This window comes from Methylomonas albis (genome assembly GCF_014850955.1).
In the GTDB taxonomy this organism is placed as follows: Bacteria; Pseudomonadota; Gammaproteobacteria; order Methylococcales; family Methylomonadaceae; genus Methylomonas; species Methylomonas albis.
In genome coordinates this window covers 2,540,618-2,560,440 of sequence record NZ_JACXSS010000001.1, presented here as the reverse complement: position 1 = coordinate 2,560,440, position 19,823 = coordinate 2,540,618, and the positions used below count along the sequence as shown (strand labels likewise).

The window sequence follows — 19,823 nt, the reverse complement described above, 5'->3', positions numbered from 1 at the left end:
GGCGCCTCCAACACCGCCGATGCCAAGACGGACGACACTTCGGTAGCTAAGGACAGCGCCAAAAAGCACGAGAACGGAGCCAGACCGTTGAAACCAAACCCACGACTTTGTTCCAAAGTCCAAATAGATTGAGATACCTAGCACCGCAAGTGCCAGAAGAAACAGAAACGGGGTGCTCTGGAAGGCGCGGCGCATCTGTGCTCTAACTAAAATTAGACATCTTAAATGACGCAAAACATTGCCTCAAAACGATGTCTAAACGTTTTAAAAAATAAAAATATCTTTTCATTTCAACTATGTGTCTTCATTTAGCACTGCATAAATCAAATTTTACCCAAACTACTTCTGCAATCGCACCCGCCGCGCATCCATCGGATTTTGTTTTAAAGGCCGATAAATCTCGACACGATCTTCAGAACTAAGGATCTTATCCAAACTGCAAACCTGCCCAAAAATCCCAACCTTCTGCTTACTCAAATCAATTTCCGGAAACTCCCGCAAAATGCCGGATTCTTCTATCGCCTGTTCGATACTGCTATTAGCCGCTAAACTGACGGGAGTAAGCAACTGCCGATCCGGCAGGGCATAAGCCACTTCAACGCTTATCAAATCAGCCGCCATACAACGATTTAGCGCGCTGGGTGAAGGAAGATACCATGGTATTGCAGATCTGATTGAACACCGGGCCGAACGCAAGATTGGCGAGCATGCCGGAGATTTCGAATTCCAGGTCCAGCGAGATTTTGCTTGCGTCCTCGCGCAGCGGCATGAAGCTCCAAAAGCCCTCAAGCGAGGAAAACGGCCCGTCCAGCAGGCTAATTTGGATTTTGCCGCCCTGATCGACTTTATTGCGGGTGGTAAAGGACTTATGAAAGCCGGCCTTGGCGATGTCGATTTGGCCTTCGACGATGTCGCCGTCGCGCTTCAATATCTTGCTGCCGGAGCACCAAGGTAAAAACTTGGGATACGACTCGATATCGTCCACCAGATCGAACATCTGCTTCGCCGAGAATTTGACCAGGGCGCTTTTTTGTACAACCGTGATCATTACAGGACCCCGAGCACGTGCAGGAAGACGATGAACACTGCTGCCGGTGCCAGGTATTTGATCAGAAATTGCCAGGCTTGAAAGCCTTGCTTAGGAAGTTCCAGTTCTTGCTCGGCATGGCCTTGTTTCATCATCCAGCCGGCAAATACCGCGATGCACAAACCGCCCAAAGGCAGCATCAGGTTAGCGGTCAGATAGTCCAGCAGTTCGAATAGATTTTTATCGAACATTTTAAAACCGGACCAGATATTGAAGGAAAATACCACGGCCAGGCCCAAACCCCAGCAAGCGGTGCCGGACCAGACGCAGGCTTTTTGCCTATCAATATTTTTGTTTTCCACCAGCCAGGCCACTGCCGGCTCAATCAAAGAAATAGAGGAGGTGAGGGCGGCAAAAAACAGCAACACAAAAAACAGCACGCCGAACATCCAGCCGCCGCTCATATGTCCAAAAGCCAAGGGCAGGGTTTGAAAGATCAGGCCGGGGCCGGTGGCAACTTCCAGTTGGTTGGCAAATACCAGGGGAAAGATGGCGATGCCGGCCAGCAAGGCTACCGCCGTGTCGGCGCCGGCGATGAAAAACGTGGTTTTGGCAATAGAGACATGACCGGGCAGGTAAGAGCCGTAAACCATAATCGCGCCCATGCCCAAGCTTAAAGTAAAGAAGGCGTGGCCCATTGCGGTAAGTACAGCGTCGGCGTTGATTTTGCTGAAATCGGGGCTGAATAAAAAGTGGATGCCTTGCGCATAAGCGCCGGAAGCCATCGCATAAGCCACCAAAATGATCAGGATGACAAACAAAGCCGGCATTAAGAAGCGCACGGCTTTTTCCAGGCCGCCTTTCACGCCGCGCATCACCACTTGCATGGTGATGAACATGAACAGCGAGTGCCAGAAAATTTGCTGAAGCGGGCTGGCCATTAGGTTGTCGAACATTTGCTTGACTTCACTTGCGTCGGTACCGAAGAAGCCGCCGAAAAAGGCTTTAAAGATATAAGCCATAGCCCAGCCGGCAATCACGCTATAGTAGGCCAGGATTAAAAAACCGGCGATCATGCCCATCCAGCCCAAATACCCCCAGCGTGGATCGACTTTAGCTTCCGCGGCTAGACTTTGCATGGTGTTGATCGGGCTTTGCCGGCCGCGTCGGCCCAGCATAATTTCCGCAATCATGATCGGTATGCCGATGGCGGCTACGCAGAGCAAATACACCATTACAAAGGCGCCACCGCCGTTTTGGCCGGTGATGTAAGGAAACTTCCAGATATTACCCAAACCGACCGCCGAACCGGTGGCGGCCAGAATAAAGGCGAAGCGGGAGGACCATTCGCCGTGGATGGATGGGGTTTTATCTGTCATGTTGGGGAGCCCTTGTGTTTTTATGTCGTTATTTAACGGGTGTGTGAGTAAAATATCAAAATTCACGTTTTCAGTCAGTTTAAAAAATCTTCGCTACAGAATGGCAGCCAAAAAATCCAAGAAGGACAACAAAGCCACCGATAACACCATTGCGGTTAATCGCCAGGCTACTCACGAGTACACCATAGACGAGACTTTCGAAGCCGGTTTGGTATTGGAAGGCTGGGAAGTAAAGAGTTTACGCGACGGTCGGATTCAATTGAAAGAAAGCTATGTCGAGGTCAGACGTGGTGAAGCCTGGCTGTGCGGCGCGCATGTTTCGGCACTGTTGTCGGCGTCTACCCATGTCAATCCCGATGCGGTGCGCAAGAAAAAACTGTTGTTGCATAGACGCGAGCTGAATAGGCTGATCGGTTCAGTGGAACGCAAGGGCTATACCTTGATTCCGTTGTCGATGTACTGGATTAAAGGCCGCGCCAAGTTAAAAATCGGTCTGGCCAAGGGTAAAAAACTGCACGACAAACGCGCCGCTGCCAAGGATAAAGATTGGGAGCGCGATAGGGCGCGCATCATGAAGCACGGTTAATGATGGCCATGCATCCGAATTTATTAGACGCAAACAATAGCGTTTTGCTAGTGGTTGATATTCAAGGGCGTTTGTCTACGGTGATGCCCGTTTTAGAGCTGCAGCAGATGCTCATGCACGGCCAACGTTTGCTGCAAGCTGCGGGGTTGTTGGATGTGCCGGTGCTAGTGACCGAACAGTATCCCCAAGGTCTTGGGCCTACTCAACAGGAGATTGGCGAGTATTTGCCGGGCAACTCGCGGTGTTTCAGTAAAACCGGTTTTTCTTGTTGCGCCGCGGACGGCTTCAATCAAGCTTTGGTTGATACCGGGCGGAAACAAGTCGTCGTGATAGGCCAGGAAGCGCATGTCTGCGTGTTGCAAACCGCGCTTGAGTTGTTAAATCAGCATTATCAGGTTCACGTTTTGGAAGATGCTGTCTGCTCGCGTCGCGCGGAACATAAAAATTTCGCTTTGCAGCGTATGCAGCAGCAAGGCGCTACGTTGAGCTGTCACGAATCAGTGTTGTTCGAATGGTTGCGGGATGCTCGGCATAGCCATTTCAAAACTATTTCAGCGCTTTTGCGTTAATTAATCGGGGGTTTAATGCTAAGGAAAGGATGGAGCGCGGTCGTACTTGGATGGTTGCTAATACAGGGGTGTGCGGAGCCGTTGCCGCCAGTGCAGACGTTTAGTGGTTTTGCGCAAGGGACCACCTACCACATCAGCTATTGGACGCCGCAAGCCTTGGATGATGCGCAAATTACCGCTGAGGCTGAAAAAGTTTTCTTGGATTTGGATAAAACCTTATCCAACTACCGGCCTGACTCGATAATCGAGCAATTCAACGCCAACACATCGACAAACAGTCAGCAGGTTGGCGAGGAAATCGTCGCTTTGGTTAAAGTTGCACAGAACGTCAGTAAACTGAGTCAGGGTTGTTACGATTTGACCATAAAACCTTTGTTCGAGATGTGGGGCTTTATGGGCGACGATTTGACTATTCCCGACGATGCCGCGCTGCAGGCAGCTTTGGCGAATATCGGCATGGATAAATTGCAGCTGGTCGACGATAGCCATATGTTGAAAACACTACCGAATGTGCGAGTCGATGTGTCGTCGATAGCGCAGGGTTATAGCGTAGAAAAAATCAGTAGTGCGCTTGAGGCCTTGGGTATCGAAAACTATTTGGTGGAAATTGGCGGCGAATTGAAAGCGCTGGGCAGCAAGCCGGACGGTAAGGCCTGGCGGATTGCAGTGGAAAAGCCGCTGCCCGGTGAGCAAAAAATGCACAAGGTGGTGACCTTGCCCAAAGAAACACCGATGGCGGTGATGACCTCCGGCACTTATCGGCATTATTTCGACATTAAAGGCAAACGTTACAGCCACATTCTCGATGGCCGCAATGGCAAACCGGTGACACACGATTTGGTAGCTGTTAGTGTGTTTAATGAAAGCCCCACTATCGCAGATGCCTGGTCTACTGCTTTACTATGCTTGGGGCAAGAAGAGGGTATGAAACTCGCTGATGCCGAGAAATTGCAGGTGATGTTTATCCAGCAACAAGGCACCGAGTTTGTGGAAAGCAAAACTAGAGCCTTGACAATGTCGACTCAGGTGACGATTAACTAGGCTTAGTCCTATCGTGGTAGTATCCGCGCAAAACGGAATCGGGGGAGGTTTTATGTGGGGTCTAAACGATCATTTAACGTTTGCCGTACATGGCGGTGGTGATAGCGGCGGCGGGCTGAGCGGCGGGGTAGACAGCTTGCTGTCGTTTCTCGAAGTACTGGTGCGGCAATCCCCTTCGGAAAGTTTTAATAGTCTGTTGCCAGGCATTGCCGCGTTGCAGAATATTCATCCCTTGCTGGTGCATTTTCCGATTGCTTTGCTGACATTGTTCTTTACCCTGGATTTGATAGGCAGCTTGGCGAACCGCCCGGAGTGGCGGCAGATAGCCGGCGCGTTTTTGTATCTGGGTACGGTGTTTGCCGGGTTCGCCGTGGCGGCCGGTTTGGTTGCGGCTGCGACAGTGGCGCATGGCGGCAACGTCCATGAAGTGATGGAGCATCACGAACATCTGGGTATCTCGGTATTGAGCCTGGCTGCAGTTCTGGCGGCCTGGCGCTTGTTGAGCAAAGGGCATATTGTCGGTCCAGCCAATACCTTGTACTTGTTATTGGCGGCGATTTTATCTGGGCTGTTGGCGTTTACCGCCGACCTAGGTGGCCTGATGGTTTATAAATATGGCGTGTCGGTGCAAGCTGCCGATCAGATCAATCGAGCCGCCGCGCAAGCCCACGAACACGAAGGCGTTGTTGAGGATAATGTGTCGGTAATACATGAAGAAGTCGACGTGGAAGAATTGAAACCGGATGATAGTCATCACGATGAAGCGGCGCATGGCTCTGCCGGTCATCATCACGACCATCATCATGCGCATTGACGTAAGCCTGCAGAGCCGCCGGATAAAGGCTGACAAGGGTCAGCCTTTTTTTATTGGCCCGGACATGACAACTCGGCTAGCTGTGTTATCCTACGCCGCCGTTTTTTGTGAGGCTTTTGATGCGCACCCGCGTTAAAATTTGCGGCTTTACTCAGGTTGAAGATGCGCTTTGTGCGGCTAATTTGGGTGTCGATGCCATCGGTTTGGTGTTTTATCCGCCCAGTCCAAGAAACGTATCCATCGAACAAGCTGCCATTATCAGTAGAGCATTGCCAGCCTTTGTTAACGTGGTAGCCTTGTTCGTCGATGCCGAGCCTGCTTTGATTCGCGAGGTGTTAAATAAAGTAAGGGTGGATTGCCTGCAATTTCATGGCGATGAAGCTGCCGAGGATTGCCGGATTTACGATAAGGCGTACATCAAAGCGATTCGCATGCGCCCGGATACGGACGTCGGCGCGCTGCAACAGCAATACCACGATGCGGCCGGCTTACTTTTGGATGCTTATCATCCAGGCGTGCAAGGCGGCAGCGGTAGCGGTTTTGACTGGGATTTGATTCCAAAGACTCGTAGTGTGCCGATAATTCTCGCGGGCGGATTGACGCCGGAAAATGCCGGTGATGCGATTAAAGCTGTAAAACCGTATGCGCTGGATGTCAGCAGCGGTGTTGAGGCCGGGAAAGGCATTAAGGATGCGGCAAAAATGGCTGCGTTTATAAGAAAAACTAATCAAGTGACTTTAGAACTATGACAGAGAAATACCCTCAGGGGCACAAGTACGATATGCCGGATGCCCGGGGCCATTTCGGGCCTTACGGCGGTATTTTTGTAGCGGAAACGCTGATGCCGGCAATTACCGAATTGAACGAAGCCTACCAGCGCTATATGCAGGATCCTGAATTCATTGCCGAGTTGGATGCCGATCTCAGGGATTATGTGGGCCGGCCATCCCCGCTCTATCACGCCGAGCGATGGAGCCGCGTACTGGGCGGCGCGCAGATTTATCTAAAGCGCGAAGATCTCAACCACACCGGCGCGCATAAGGTAAATAATACCGTTGGTCAGGCGTTATTGGCAAAACGCATGGGCAAGACCCGTATCATCGCTGAAACCGGCGCTGGCCAGCACGGCGTCGCGACTGCGACTGTCGCTGCGCGCCTGGGTTTGGAGTGCGTGGTTTACATGGGCGCAGTCGATGTTGCGCGCCAAGCCTTGAATGTCTATCGGATGAAGTTGCTGGGCGCCACTGTCGTGCCCGTGCAATCCGGCTCCAAAACCCTGAAAGATGCGCTGAACGAAGCCCTGCGCGACTGGGTAACCAATATCGACAATACGTTTTACATTATCGGCACAGTCGCCGGTCCGCATCCTTATCCGGCCATGGTTCGGGATTTTCAGGCGGTGATAGGCCGCGAAGCCCGCCAACAATGTATCGATCAAGCAGGGCGCTTGCCGGATGCGCTGGTGGCATGCGTGGGTGGCGGGTCCAATGCCATTGGATTGTTTTATCCGTTTATCGATGACAAGACCGTGAAAATGTATGGGGTAGAGGCTGCCGGCGACGGCATCGAAACCGGTCGTCATTCCGCGCCGTTGTCGGCCGGCAGGCCCGGTGTATTGCACGGCAATCGTACCTATCTGATGGCCGATGACGACGGTGAGATTATCGAAACGCATTCCATCTCCGCCGGTCTGGATTATCCTGGCGTCGGTCCGGAACATGCCTGGTTGAAAGATACCGGCCGCGCCCAATATCCCAATATTACCGACGAAGAGGCGCTGCAAGGTTTTCATGCCTTAACCAAGATGGAAGGCATCATCCCGGCGCTGGAGTCCAGCCATGCGATGGCTTATGCGATGAAGCTGGCGCCTACTATGCGCAAGGATCAAATTATTATCGTTAACCTATCCGGACGCGGCGATAAAGACATGCACACCATTATGCAACGCGAGGGCATCAGTCTATGAGCCGTTTAGCTAACAAATTTGCTGAATTAAAAGCCTCCGGCCGCAAGGCGCTGATACCATTTATTACCGCCGGCGATCCGTATCCGGAATTTACCGTACCCTTGTTGCACGAAATGGTCGCCGCCGGCGCCGACATTATCGAGCTGGGTGTGCCTTTTTCCGACCCGATGGCGGATGGCCCGGTGATACAGCGAGCCAGCGAGCGGGCTTTATCGCATCATGTGGGCTTGCGAAAAGTGTTAAGTATGGCAATTGAGTTCCGGAAAACCGATCAGGACACCCCTTTGGTGTTGATGGGTTATTTAAATCCGATAGAAATCATGGGTTACGAAGATTTTGCCAACGCCGCACAACGCGCCGATGTCGATGGTGTGTTGACAGTGGATTTGCCGCCGGAAGAATCGGAAGAGTGTGTCAGACTGCTGCGCGAGCGCGGTATCGACCAGATTTTTTTACTAGCGCCTAACACCAATGCCGAACGCATTCAGAAGATGGACGCGGTGGGTAGCGGCTATTTGTATTACGTGTCCTTGAAAGGCGTGACCGGCGCCGGGCATCTGGATACCGCCGACGTCGAACAAAAACTGCAACTGATTCGCCAAAATACAGCTTTGCCGGTCGGCGTCGGTTTTGGTGTGAAGGATGCCGACACCGCGAAAACCATCGCCGCGATTGCCGACGGTGTCGTGGTGGGTAGCGCGCTGATCAGTAAAATAGAAGCAAATCTCGATGATCCTCAGCAAGCCAAGCATGAGATCGTCACCTTATTAAAATCCATGCGTCAAGCCATGGATGTTTAAGCTTTTAAGCGGAGAATACACCGAATGAGTTGGTTTGAAAAACTGGTCCCCTCTGCCATTAGAACCGAAACCTCGCAGAAAAAAACCACGGTGCCGGAAGGCTTGTGGAATAAATGCCCACGTTGCGATGCGATTTTGTTCAATGCCGAACTAGAGAAGAATCTTAGCGTTTGTCCAAAATGCGATCACCATTTGCGCATTTCGGCGCGTAAGCGGCTGAATATGTTTCTGGATGAAGGCGGCCGTCAAGAAATAGGCGCTGGATTGAAACCCAGTGATCCTTTGAAATTTAAGGACAGTAAACGCTACAAAGACCGCATCAGCCAAGCGCAAAAACAAAGCAACGAGAATGACGCGTTGGTAGTGATGAAAGGGTCACTGCAAGGCGCCGGTATTGTCGCTGCGGCGTTTGACTTTGGTTTTATGGGTGGTTCCATGGGTTCGGTGGTTGGCGAGCGTTTCGTGCGCGGTGTCAATGAGAGTCTGCGTTCCGGCGTGCCGTTCATCGTGTTTACCGCCAGTGGCGGGGCCCGGATGCAGGAGTCTTTGTTCTCGCTGTTTCAAATGACTAAAACCAGCGCGGCATTGGCCAAGCTGGCAGAAGCCGGCATTCCGTATATATCCTTCATGACCGATCCGACCATGGGCGGGGTTTCCGCCAGTCTGGCGATGTTGGGCGATATTAACGTGGCAGAACCTGATGCCTTGATCGGCTTTGCCGGGCCGCGCGTTATTGAACAAACGGTGCGTGAAAAATTGCCGGAAGGCTTCCAGCGCAGCGAATTTCTTCAGGAACACGGCGCTATAGATATGATCGTCGATCGCCGCGAGATGCGTGAGAAAATAGCCAGTATTCTCGCTATCATGTGTGCCGGGCGCAGCAGCGATGCCGATGTGGTGATCGAAGCCAATCCCAACAGTGAGTCTTTAAGCGATCAAGGTGAAAGCAATAATCCGCAGCATCAGGAATAAATACGGTCGAAATGACGCGTTTTGATTCGCTGCAAGCCTGGTTGGACTGGCAGGAAAAACTGCACCCTCGGCCTATCGATTTGGGGTTGGGACGGGTTGCCGGTGTTTATCGGCAGCTTAATCCGGACCCCAAAAAAACGCCGACCATTACGGTTGCCGGCACTAACGGCAAGGGTTCCTGCGTGGCATTTTTGGAAGCGATATACCGCGCTGCCGGCTACCGGGTTGGTGCTTATACCTCGCCGCACATTTTGAGGTATAACGAACGTATTCGTATTGATGGTGAGCCGGTCGACGACACTTTGATTTGCGAGGCGTTTACCCGCATCGATGCGGCGCGCGGCGACACCAGCTTGAGTTATTTCGAGTTTGGCACCCTAGCCGCACTGAGTATTTTTGCCGACGCGGATCTGGATATACAGTTGCTCGAGGTCGGTTTGGGCGGCAGACTCGATGCGGTGAATATCGTCGATCCCGATGCGGCAGTGGTGACGACCATAGCACTCGACCATGTTGATTGGCTGGGCCATACCGAAGAAGCAATCGGCCGGGAAAAAGCCGGTATTTTCAGGTCGGGAGTGGCGGCGATAGTCGGGGATAGCCTGCCGCCTAGTTCCTTACCCGAAGCGGCGGCGCGGGTTGGTGCAATTTTGCTGCAAATGGGCGCAGCTTTTACCTATCAAAAACAGGCGGATACTTGGGATTGGCGGTCTGCGGATATGCAAATTAGTCAGCTGCCGCAGCCGGCCTTTAAGGGCGAGCACCAATATCGAAACGCCTCCGCGGCGATAATGGCTATAAAAACCCTGCAGCCTTTTTTGGCGGTCAGTGACGACGCCATTCGGCAAGGTTTGCGCAGCGCGAAGTTGCCGGGGCGTTTTCAATTGATTGCCGGCCAGCCGCGAATTTTGCTTGATGTCGGGCACAACCCGCAGGCTGTGCAAACATTAATCGACTATTTGCGCGAATACTTCCCCGAGATCAGAATACACGCAGTTTTTGCGATGATGCGGGATAAAGATATTGCCGGCGTATTGAACATGATGCGCGATAGAGTAACGACGTGGTACTTAGCACCGCTGGTTAATCCTCGCGCTGCTAGTCCGGATATGTTAGAAACCATTTTTCAGCAACAAGGCCTGGACAATGTCCGCAGCGGTTTTGCCGATTTTACCGAGGCATTTCAAGCCGCTCGGCAAAATGCCGGGCAAGACGAATTGCTTTTGATTTTTGGTTCTTTTTTTCTAGTATCCGAATATTTATCGAAATTTTCTTAGAGGTGATGAGAATGGATCAGGAGTTAAAGCAACGATTGATTGGTGCGGCGGTGATTACTGCATTGGCGGCGATTTTTGTGCCTATGTTATTCGACGACCCGATCGACGAAACCGGCAAAAGCATCAATGAATTAAAAATCCCCGAGCTACCCGCCAAGGCTCAGGATGTGGAAATCATGCCGTTGCCGGAAAAAGTGGAAGAGGTAGCGGAAAACCTGCCGGCGGCGAATGCGCCTAAACAACAGGTGAAAGCGCTGGAAGAAGGTGAGGCCGAAGCCGAGTTGGAAGCGCCCAAGCCGCAAGTTAAATTATCTGCCAAGGACACCGCGCCGGTGCAACGTAATTTGCCGGCTGCCAAATCCGCTGCGCCAGCGGCGGCGGTCGCGCAATTCGGTGAGGAACCCGCCGAAGCCGAAGATGAGCCGCCGGTGGTCAACAAACCTGTCAAGTTACCGGCCCCGGCCGTACAGCCTTTGCAAGCCGTCAGTCCAACGCCGAAAGTGTTAAAGCCGGTCAATAAATTATCTGAGCTAAAAGCCGAGGTGGCACCAACATCGCCGGTAACGACAGCTAGCAAGGCGCAGCCTGCAGCCGCCGAAGAAAGCAATCGCTGGTATTTGCAAGTGGGTACGTTTAGTCAAAAACCCAACGCAGTCAGTTTGCAGGAGAATTTGAAGCAACAAGGTTTCGCGGCATCCGTCAGAGAGGTCGCCAGCGATAAAGGTGCGGTATTTAAAGTGCGGATAGGCCCTATCGTCGATAAAGTCAAAGCCCAGGCAGTCAAGGCCAAGCTGGCGCAAATCAATGTAAACAGCTTTGTTTCTGCGGACGAATAAGTAATTGCGACTGATGTATTGTTTGGATTAGCCGGCTAGACCATGTTGGATATTGTGCCTTGGGCTAAGCTATTGTGGGTGGATTACGTCATTGTTTCTATTATCGCGATTTCGGCGATAATGGGCCTATTGCGCGGATTTATTAAAGAAGCGTTTGCGCTAGCACTGTGGATGGTGGCGGTTTGGGTAGCAATACAGTACTGCCGTGATGTCTCGGTACTACTGCAATCCACCATCAGTTTTCCTTCCGCCAGAATCGCTGCCGCTTTCGCCTTATTATTTTTCACGACCTTGATTTTGGGTAGTTTAATCAGCTTTTTGCTGAGCCAGCTGATAGAAAAGACCGGCTTGACCGGTAGTGATCGTTTGCTGGGTATGTTATTCGGTATTGCCCGCGGGGCGGTACTGGTTTCTCTATTGGTGATGCTGGCCGGCTTAACGCCGTTACCGGAAGATCCCTGGTGGAAACAATCCCTTCTCATTCCTCCGTTCCAAGCCTTGGCAGTGTGGTTGAAAGCGCACATGCCGACAGGGTTGGCGGATTACATCCATTATCGATAACTCGGATCTGCTATGTGTGGTATTGCCGCTATTGTTTCCAATCAAAGTGTTAATCAGGATTTGTACGACGCCCTGACAGTACTTCAGCATCGGGGTCAGGATGCCGCCGGCATCGTTACTTGCGACGGCAGTCGTTTGCATTTGCGCAAAGATAACGGTTTGGCGCGGGATGTATTTTCCAGTAAGCAAATGATGAAGTTGAAAGGCAATATGGGTATTGCCCATGTGCGCTATCCGACAGCTGGTTGCACCAGTTCGGCGGAAGCTCAGCCTTTTTATGTGAATTCGCCGTTTGGATTGACGCTGGCGCACAACGGCAATTTGACCAACACGGAAGAACTGAAATATCAGGTGTTCATGGACGACCAACGCCACATCAACACCGACTCGGATTCGGAAGTATTGTTGAATGTATTCGCGCATGAATTGGCGCAATTCGGCAAACTCAAATTGACCGTTGATGATGTGTTTCAGGCGGTAAATGCCGTGCACAAACGCTGTCGTGGAGCCTATGCGGTAGTGGTTATGATTGCCGGTTTCGGCGTATTGGGTTTCCGCGACCCGCATGGCATTCGGCCCATCGTCTTCGGGCAACGGAAAACCGAAGACGGCATCGATTATATGATCGCCTCGGAAAGTGTGGCGCTGGATGTATTGGATTTTCAGCTGATTCGGGATATAGAGCCCGGCGAAGCGGTGTTTATCGAAGCAGACGGCCAGTTACACACGAAGCAATGCACGGAAGTAGTTGATCACTGCCCATGTATTTTCGAATATGTCTATTTTGCTCGGCCGGATTCGATCATCGACAATATTTCGGTGTACAAAGCCAGAATGCGGATGGGTAGAAAACTGGCCGAAAAAATTCAAAGGGAGTGGCCAAATCACGATATCGACGTGGTCATTCCGATTCCGGATACCAGTCGTACCGCAGCATCCCAGATTGCCCACGACTTAGGTGTGAAGTTTCGCGAAGGCTTTATGAAAAACCGCTATATCGGTCGGACTTTCATTATGCCTGGGCAAAAAATGCGCAAAAAGTCGGTCAAACAAAAGCTGAATGCGATTTCGCTGGAATTCGACGGCAAGAATGTACTGCTGGTGGATGATTCCATTGTACGCGGCACTACCTCCGAGCAGATTATCCAGATGGCCCGCGATGCCGGCGCCAAGAAAGTGTATTTTGCGTCCGCAGCGCCGCCGGTACGTTATCCCAATGTATACGGTATTGACATGCCGGCCGCGCATGAATTGATCGCGCATGATCGCACCGAGGATGAGATTTGCCAAGCCTTGGGTGCGGATAAGCTGATTTATCAAGAATTGGACGATTTGATTGATGCGGTCGGTAAAGGTAATCCGGACATCAAGCATTTCGATACGTCATGTTTCAGTCACCATTACATTACCGGCGATATTGACGATGCTTATCTGGCGCGTATCGAAGCCTTGCGTAATGACAATGCACAGGAACTGCGCAACGGCAGTAGCTTTATCATAGAAATGCAGGTTGCAAAGTAAAAGGACTAAAGATGAGCGAATTTGATTGGCAAGATTATGCGCCGGAAACGCAGGCTATCCGCGCCGGGCATAAACGCACCCACGAAGACGAACACAGCATCCCGATTTTCGCCACCTCCAGCTATGTGTTCAAATCGGCGGAGGAAGCTGCACTGCGGTTTACCGGCAAACAGCCCGGTAATATCTACTCGCGTTTCACCAATCCCACTGTCAGCGCGTTTCAGGAGCGTTTAGCCTATCTGGAAAAAGGCGAGCGTTGTCTGGCGTTTGCGTCGGGTATGGCGGCAATCATGGCCGTGGGTATGGCTTTACTGAAGGCCGGTGACCATGTGGTGTGCTCACGCAGTGTGTTTGGAAACACCGTCCTGACCTTCCAGAACTATTTCGGCAAGTTTGGGGTCGAGACCGATTTTGTCAGTCTGACCGAGCCGGCGGCCTGGGAAGCGGCGATTAAGCCCAATACCCGGTTTCTGTTCCTGGAAACGCCGTCTAACCCCTTGATCGAAATTGCTGATATTCAAGCACTGGCGGACATCGCTCATCAGCATGGTGCTTTATTGGTGGTTGATAATGTGTTCTGCACGCCAATTTTGCAGCAGCCATTGACTTTGGGTGCGGACTTGGTAGTGCATTCCACCACCAAATACATAGACGGCCAAGGGCGTTGCGTCGGCGGCGCGGTGGTGGCTAACGAAGAATTGATCGAAAAATACGTGTATCCGTATCTGCGTACCGGCGGCGCGACGATGAGTCCGTTCAATGCCTGGGTATTTTTGGGCGGACTGGAAACGTTGGCGCTCAGAATGAAAGTACATTGCGATAATGCCTTCGAACTGGCCAAATGGTTGGAGCAACAGCCAGCGGTAGCCAAGGTGCATTATCCCGGCTTGGAATCACATGCCCAGCATGAATTAGCCAAACGCCAGCAAAGTCATTTCGGCGCGGTAGTCAGTTTTGAGCTGCAAGGCGGGAAGGATCATGCTTGGCAGTTGATTGATTCCACTCGCATGTTGTCGATTACCGCAAATCTGGGTGATGTAAAAACTACCATCACGCATCCGGCGACTACCACTCATGGCCGCTTGACGCCGGAGGCACGGGCTGAGGCGGGGATTAACGATAGCTTGGTCAGAATTTCGGTAGGTTTGGAAAATATCGACGATATTAAGGCCGATTTGCTTAACGGCTTGGCGCATTGCTAAACCTGTAGGCAGATAAAGCCTGCCGCAAATCAAAAATTAAGCTATCTTTGACCGACGTTATATAGAGATTGCGATCATGTTTCAGGACAGAAAAGAGTACCGAAAAAACTTTAACGCGGAAGGCCAGCTGTTCGTGGGTGGCGAGACTTTGCAGCTTAATTGCTACGATGTGTCCTTGAAAGGCGCAATGGTGGAAGTCAATTCAGGTGATTTATTAACCACTATCCAGGATTTCGAAGCGTTTCTTAATGAAGATCGGCAGGCGGAAATTTTTGTCGCGGAATTGATGTTGGCTGGCGAGGTCGATATTGTTTGGGTGAAACGTGAGCGCAACCGCATCATGATGGGCTTGGAGTTTCACGATGTCGTGCACAACGCGCACAAACTTTGGCGTAAGCGGCGCGGCTACCGCAAAGTGGAAGCGTTTAAAGCCGAATTGTTTATCGACAAGGAGCGCTTCAGTGTGGAAGGTGTTAACCGCTCGGTAGAGGGCATGTGTCTAAAGTTGGCGGGTAGTCATCCTTGTATCAAGGTTGAGGCACCGGTTAAGCTGTTGGTTGCCGACTTGGCATTGAGCGCATTGGGCAAAGTGGTCTGGGTCGAGAGCAATGAGCTGGTCACCCGCCTAGGCCTGCAACTGGTGGTAATTAGATAGGGTCCTGTAGGCAGCCTCGGATTTTTGGGGCAGCATTTGCCCAGCATAAAAACTTCAGGCCGCTTTTTCGCGGCAATGGAGTCATTCATTTAAAAATGACGTCCATAAATTCATGCCACACGGAAAGGCGTGTTCCAACAATTGCGCAATTAGCTGACAATTATTGTCGATTGCTAGTTTTGACCCGCTTAAGCGTTTAACAGTGGATCCAGCTCGTGGCTCATATCCAGGGCGTGCAAGTCATCGAAACCGCCGATATGCCGCTCGCCGATATAGATCTGCGGTACGGTGCGTCGCTTGGTCTTTTCCATCATTTGCTGACGTAGTCCAGGCTCGGCATCCACATTGATTTCGGTATAGCCCACACCTTTTCTATCGAAAAGTTTTTTCGCCATAGTGCAATACGGGCAGAGCTTTGCGGTGTAAATGATAATGTCCGGCATGAGAAAAATTAATAATTGCTAATGAATGGGGGTATTCTAAGGCCACAGCTGGCTTTGCTCAATAGCAATGGCTTTGGCGAGTTGCTCAATTAATAAGCAGGCCGCCTCTGTTAACGTTGCACCAAATGCCACGATACCGTCTTCGTGGCCCAGCATGCTGAACAATCCCGCTTGTTGTAGCCTGCCTGATTCAAATAGCTTTGCAACAGCGTTTGCCATTTCCGGTGTGCCATAGGGTACTTCCATTGCAGTGCAAGCCAGGTTTAATTTAGTGGTCTGTAACCATAATTCCGGGCAGTGTACGTGGATCACTGCGGCAATCAATGAGTGTTGTCGATAAACGCTGGCGTGGGTAAGGGCTTCGGAGGATGGCTGCGATGCACCGCGTGATTTGATGGCATTACGTTCCTGTGATGCGGTTTCGATCAACGCGAAATGTTGTTTGTTAAGAACAGGCAAATGCCCGGTTTGGGTGCCGGAGATCAAAAACTCTTGGCCACCGGGAACCAAGCGCCGACTGATATTGCCGAAACCCAGTCCTGCGTATTTTTCGGTTATCTGGCCAATTAGCCGCAAGCGATAAAACAGGCTACGCCAGGCGTTGAGTTCGCTGATATCGATGTCCGCTGCTAACTCGGCATGCTGATGATCAAGCCGATATTTAATAACACCTTCCAGTTCGCTGAACCTGTTTTCCATTTTTATAATGTGTTTTTTAGACTTATTTGTTATCCAGCCACCGCATGAAACCTAATTTTTTAAGATCCGGCTTTGCTTTTTGTTTGCTCTTATTGCTGATCAGTTTAAACCTTGCGTACGCCGCAAATCAAAACCCGGCCAATAAAGCGCTATCGCGTACCGATGTACAGCAACGCATTCAAGTCATCAAAGATAAGCAAAATCTGCCTGAAGAGCAGAAAAATCGGATTCTGGCGGCGTACCACGAAAGTGAAGATAATCTCAACGAATTGGAGGCACAGGACGCGCAAGCCGAATCCTTCAAGCAGGCTTTAAACAGCCTACCGATAGAAGTTAAGCAATTGGCAAGGCAAATAGCCGACGCCGAGAGCAATTTAAAAAATCGGAAATCCGAGAAACTGCTGATTTTTCCGACGGATGAGTTAGAGCAACGCCTGCTTATCGAAAAAACCAAGCTTAGTGATTTAGACGCCGAAGTCAGCCGTATCGAAGCGACTTTGGGTGAATTGAATAGCCGGCCGCAATTGATTCGGGAAAAAGTCTCCGAAATCAAGAGCAAACAGACTTCCAGTCAGCAGGAACAGCAGAGTTTGGCATCCAGGGCTGGTGACAATCTTTATCAAAAAGAGGCCAGGCAGATACAACTGGATAGCCGGATTCGTCTGTTAAACAGCACGCTGAAAACGCTGGAATTGGAAAATCTTAGTAATCCCTTGCAAGTGCAAGCTAACAAGGATCGCGTACATCTGTTGACCTTGCAACGGGAGCAGCAGAGTTTACTAATTGCTGACCTCGATAATTTCTTGCTGGAGCGGCGCCAACAGGAAACTGATAAAGAACAGACGGCATTATTGCAGGCCGAAAAGGACGCGGAGAGCAAACATCCTTTGATTAGGGCCGCCACGAAAGAGAATATGCAGTTCAACCGCAATTTGCAGGAGATCAATAAAAACACGGAGCAATACTCGCTCCAAAAAAATGAAATAGACGTTCGTTATAAACAGTTGCAAAAAGATTTTCAGAGCGCGGAGCAAAAAATTAGCCTTGCGGGTTTAAGTCCGGCTTTGGGCAATTTACTACGCGAACAGCGCCGTAACTTGCCGCAACGTAAACAATACAGCACCTTGAGTGAAGAGGTTCAAAACCAGATTGCCTTGACCAGTCTGGAAATGTTTAAGTTGGACGAGGCCAAAAAAAGTCTGGCCGATATTAACCAGGTGTTGCTGACGCGCATTGCCCAATTGCCGGCGGATACGGACGAGTCGGAAAGGCTACGGGTGCGTACCGAGTTACGTATGTTGTTGAACGACCAGAAAGACTTGGTGGCAAGACTGGCGAGTGGTTATAGCGACTACGGCCGGCTGCTGGGTGATGTCGATTTTAGTTTGCAGCAAATGTTGAGTATCGCCGATAAATTTAGCGGCTATCTGGATCAGCGTTTATTGTGGGTACCGAGCGCTCCGGTTATCGACAAACATTATTTGCAGGAAATTTTTTCCTCATTGCTGTGGTTCATGAGTCCGAGCAATTGGCTGGGCGTGGCGACGGCTTTTTGGGATGGCATCAACCATTTCCCGCTGTTGGTATTGGTGGGCTTGGGTATCGTAATACTCCATTGGCGTTTCCGGGTTCGAATCAAGCAGCAACTCGCCGTATTGTTAGCTAAAAAAGCTATCAATCACAATTTTGGCGATATTGTTTCCAGTCTGCTTTACCTGTTATTGATGTCTCTTTATGGGGCCTTATTGATGGCCTGGATCGGCGGTGTGCTGATATTGAACGCGCGAGCCGATTTTTTCAGTCACTCGTTCGCCGCCGGTTTAATCGCTTCGGCCTTGTCATTGTGCCTGGTACAGTTCTTCTATCGATTGTTTCGGCCGCGCGGCGTCGCGGATACCCTGTTCCATTGGTCTGATCACGCCATTTTGTTGTTGCACACGCAAATGAAGTGGGCCCGATTCATACTGGTGCCCTGCGTGTTTCTTATCTCAATGACCGGTAATGATCTGTTCTCCGAACACAGTTATGCATTGGGCAGAACCGCGTTGATCGTGATGATGGCAACGATGGCCTATTTGTTTCACCGTCTGATGCACCCACAGTCGGGATTGGCAAAGAATTGGTATTTACAATCGGCAGGCTGGATCAGCCGTTTGCGCTATGTGTGGTACGCAATTGCGGTGTTGGTACCCTTGGTAATCATCGGTTTTGGGGTGACGGGCTATTACCAAAGCGCGCTGGAACTGCAAGGCAAGCTGATAATGAGCTTGCGTTTGATCTTTCTCACCGTATTGTTCCAAGGCTTGGTATTGCGCTGGTTGCGCAATACCGAACGCAAGCTGGCGTTGAAGAATGCGGAAAAAAAACGCAAGCAGGTCGAGCAAGCCGCCGTTAGCAGCGCCAATCTGGAAGGGGGGTATCCTGTCGAGGAGCAGTTGCTGGATATTTCCAAAATTAACCAGCAGAGCCATAAGTTGTTGACCACGGTGGTCATGGTGATCATGTTGGTCGGTTTCTGGATGATCTGGAGCGATATTTTACCGGCTTTGACAGTATTCGATCAGGTGGTGTTGTGGCAGCATAGTGAAATGGTGGAGGGCAAGGAAACATTAGCGCCCGTTACCTTGATCAATCTATTGATTTGTTTAGTGTATAGCGGACTGGCTTTTATATTCGCCAGTAATTTTCCGGCTCTGGTCGACTTGATCACCGCCGGCAAGTTCGCTATGACAGCCGGTAGCCGTTACGCGCTGATTCAATTGGTGCGTTATTCACTGATTACCGTGGCCTTTCTGGCGATTGCCAACGAGCTTGGCGGTAGCTGGTCGCAAGTACAATGGCTGGTTGCGGCACTTTCGGTAGGCTTGGGTTTCGGCTTGCAGGAAATATTCGCCAATATGGTATCGGGTATTATTTTGCTGTTCGAACGGCCGATTCGGGTCGGAGACACTGTGACCGTCGGCGATGTCACAGGCCGGGTTAGCAAAATACAAATGCGGGCGACGCATATCGTTGATTGGGATAGAAAAGAGTTGGTGGTGCCCAATAAAACCTTCATTACCGACCGCTTGATCAACTGGACCTTGTCGGATACCGTGACCAGATTGGTGGTGCCGGTTAGCGTGGCTTACGGCACCAATGTGGAAATGGTGGAGCAGATTTTGGCCGATGCGGTAAAAAGCATTGAGCAAGTGCTTTGCGATCCGGAACCGGTGGTGATCTTTGTCGGCTTTGGCGATAGCGCCTTACAGTTCAAAATTAACGTATTTGTCCGTGAACTTAGTGATAGGACGGTGGTTACGCATCGCCTGCACACGCAAATATACGAAGCATTGCTGGCCCACCATATCGAGATACCGTATCCGCAACGCGACGTGCATATCCGTTCGGTCGCAAAGGGAGTATTCAACGAATGAGGCCCGGTTTATTAGCCGATTTCAATATAAAACCATTCTGTAATAAAATGGCCGCCCTT

General features: G+C 50.9%; 20 protein-coding genes. 15 read left to right on the top strand and 5 right to left on the bottom strand.

The features are described from left to right. Positions 1 to 339: 339 nt before the first annotated feature. From EBA_RS11795 to EBA_RS11785, 3 genes are read right to left on the bottom strand one after another with little or no spacing between them, the layout of a single operon-like run. On the bottom strand, positions 340 to 606 hold the full coding sequence (locus tag EBA_RS11795; protein WP_223146755.1) for an RnfH family protein: 267 nt from the start codon (positions 604 to 606) through the stop codon (positions 340 to 342). 4 nt (positions 607 to 610) lie between these two features. Next, a complete protein-coding gene (locus EBA_RS11790) occupies positions 611 to 1,048 on the bottom strand; it encodes a type II toxin-antitoxin system RatA family toxin (protein WP_223146672.1) in 438 nt (145 codons plus the stop codon). Then, on the bottom strand, positions 1,048 to 2,406 hold the full coding sequence (locus EBA_RS11785; protein WP_192374897.1) for a sodium-dependent transporter: 1,359 nt from the start codon (positions 2,404 to 2,406) through the stop codon (positions 1,048 to 1,050). Before EBA_RS11785 ends, EBA_RS11790 begins: the two co-directional genes overlap by 1 nt. A 100-nt stretch (positions 2,407 to 2,506) precedes the next feature. Between EBA_RS11785 and smpB the strand changes: the two genes are divergently transcribed. The 14 genes from smpB to EBA_RS11715 all read left to right on the top strand — a co-directional run bounded on the left by smpB (position 2,507) and on the right by EBA_RS11715 (position 15,206). Next, positions 2,507 to 2,992, top strand: coding sequence for an SsrA-binding protein SmpB (gene smpB, locus EBA_RS11780; RefSeq protein ID WP_192374896.1), 486 nt, complete (start codon positions 2,507 to 2,509; stop codon positions 2,990 to 2,992). Next, entirely contained in the window at positions 2,992 to 3,561 is a 570-nt protein-coding gene (locus EBA_RS11775; protein WP_225616182.1) for a hydrolase, read from the top strand. Before smpB ends, EBA_RS11775 begins: the two co-directional genes overlap by 1 nt. A 90-nt stretch (positions 3,562 to 3,651) precedes the next feature. Then, positions 3,652 to 4,602, top strand: coding sequence for an FAD:protein FMN transferase (locus EBA_RS11770; RefSeq protein ID WP_229427839.1), 951 nt, complete (start codon positions 3,652 to 3,654; stop codon positions 4,600 to 4,602). Positions 4,603 to 4,654: 52 nt separating this feature from the next. Then, positions 4,655 to 5,416, top strand: a complete 762-nt coding sequence (locus EBA_RS11765) for a DUF2231 domain-containing protein (protein ID WP_192374894.1) — start codon at positions 4,655 to 4,657, stop codon at positions 5,414 to 5,416. Between the two features lie 119 nt (positions 5,417 to 5,535). Then, on the top strand, positions 5,536 to 6,165 hold the full coding sequence (locus tag EBA_RS11760) for a phosphoribosylanthranilate isomerase (RefSeq protein ID WP_192374893.1): 630 nt from the start codon (positions 5,536 to 5,538) through the stop codon (positions 6,163 to 6,165). Continuing rightward, a complete protein-coding gene (trpB, locus tag EBA_RS11755; RefSeq protein ID WP_225616180.1) occupies positions 6,162 to 7,382 on the top strand; it encodes a tryptophan synthase subunit beta in 1,221 nt (406 codons plus the stop codon). Before EBA_RS11760 ends, trpB begins: the two co-directional genes overlap by 4 nt. Then, complete coding sequence (trpA, locus tag EBA_RS11750) at positions 7,379 to 8,182, top strand: tryptophan synthase subunit alpha (protein ID WP_192374892.1); 804 nt, start codon at positions 7,379 to 7,381, stop codon at positions 8,180 to 8,182. The genes trpB and trpA overlap by 4 nt, the downstream gene beginning before the upstream one ends. 24 nt (positions 8,183 to 8,206) lie before the next feature. Beyond that, entirely contained in the window at positions 8,207 to 9,154 is a 948-nt protein-coding gene (gene accD, locus EBA_RS11745) for an acetyl-CoA carboxylase, carboxyltransferase subunit beta (protein ID WP_192374891.1), read from the top strand. Positions 9,155 to 9,165: 11 nt separating this feature from the next. Beyond that, positions 9,166 to 10,431 (top strand): bifunctional tetrahydrofolate synthase/dihydrofolate synthase, encoded by a 1,266-nt coding sequence (gene folC / locus EBA_RS11740; protein ID WP_192374890.1) that lies wholly within the window; start codon positions 9,166 to 9,168, stop codon positions 10,429 to 10,431. Positions 10,432 to 10,442: 11 nt separating this feature from the next. Beyond that, entirely contained in the window at positions 10,443 to 11,267 is an 825-nt protein-coding gene (locus tag EBA_RS11735) for an SPOR domain-containing protein (RefSeq protein WP_192374889.1), read from the top strand. 42 nt (positions 11,268 to 11,309) lie between these two features. Next, positions 11,310 to 11,828 carry a CvpA family protein gene (locus tag EBA_RS11730; RefSeq protein WP_192374888.1) on the top strand — a complete coding sequence of 173 codons (519 nt, stop codon included), beginning with the start codon at positions 11,310 to 11,312 and terminating at the stop codon, positions 11,826 to 11,828. 12 nt (positions 11,829 to 11,840) lie between these two features. Then, entirely contained in the window at positions 11,841 to 13,349 is a 1,509-nt protein-coding gene (gene purF, locus EBA_RS11725; RefSeq protein WP_192374887.1) for an amidophosphoribosyltransferase, read from the top strand. 11 nt (positions 13,350 to 13,360) lie between these two features. Next, entirely contained in the window at positions 13,361 to 14,551 is a 1,191-nt protein-coding gene (locus EBA_RS11720; RefSeq protein ID WP_192374886.1) for an O-succinylhomoserine sulfhydrylase, read from the top strand. A gap of 76 nt (positions 14,552 to 14,627) precedes the next feature. After that, positions 14,628 to 15,206 (top strand): PilZ domain-containing protein, encoded by a 579-nt coding sequence (locus EBA_RS11715; RefSeq protein WP_192374885.1) that lies wholly within the window; start codon positions 14,628 to 14,630, stop codon positions 15,204 to 15,206. 188 nt (positions 15,207 to 15,394) lie between these two features. On the opposite strand, the gene grxC is transcribed toward EBA_RS11715, so the two are convergent. Together grxC and EBA_RS11705 are read right to left on the bottom strand one after the other, a co-directional pair. Next, positions 15,395 to 15,649, bottom strand: coding sequence for a glutaredoxin 3 (gene grxC / locus EBA_RS11710; protein ID WP_192374884.1), 255 nt, complete (start codon positions 15,647 to 15,649; stop codon positions 15,395 to 15,397). A 36-nt stretch (positions 15,650 to 15,685) separates the two neighbouring features. Then, entirely contained in the window at positions 15,686 to 16,348 is a 663-nt protein-coding gene (locus EBA_RS11705) for a class II aldolase/adducin family protein (protein ID WP_192374883.1), read from the bottom strand. A gap of 44 nt (positions 16,349 to 16,392) precedes the next feature. On the opposite strand from EBA_RS11705, the gene EBA_RS11700 reads away from it, so the two are divergent. Continuing rightward, positions 16,393 to 19,764, top strand: coding sequence for a mechanosensitive ion channel domain-containing protein (locus tag EBA_RS11700; RefSeq protein ID WP_192374882.1), 3,372 nt, complete (start codon positions 16,393 to 16,395; stop codon positions 19,762 to 19,764). Positions 19,765 to 19,823: the final 59 nt, after the last annotated feature.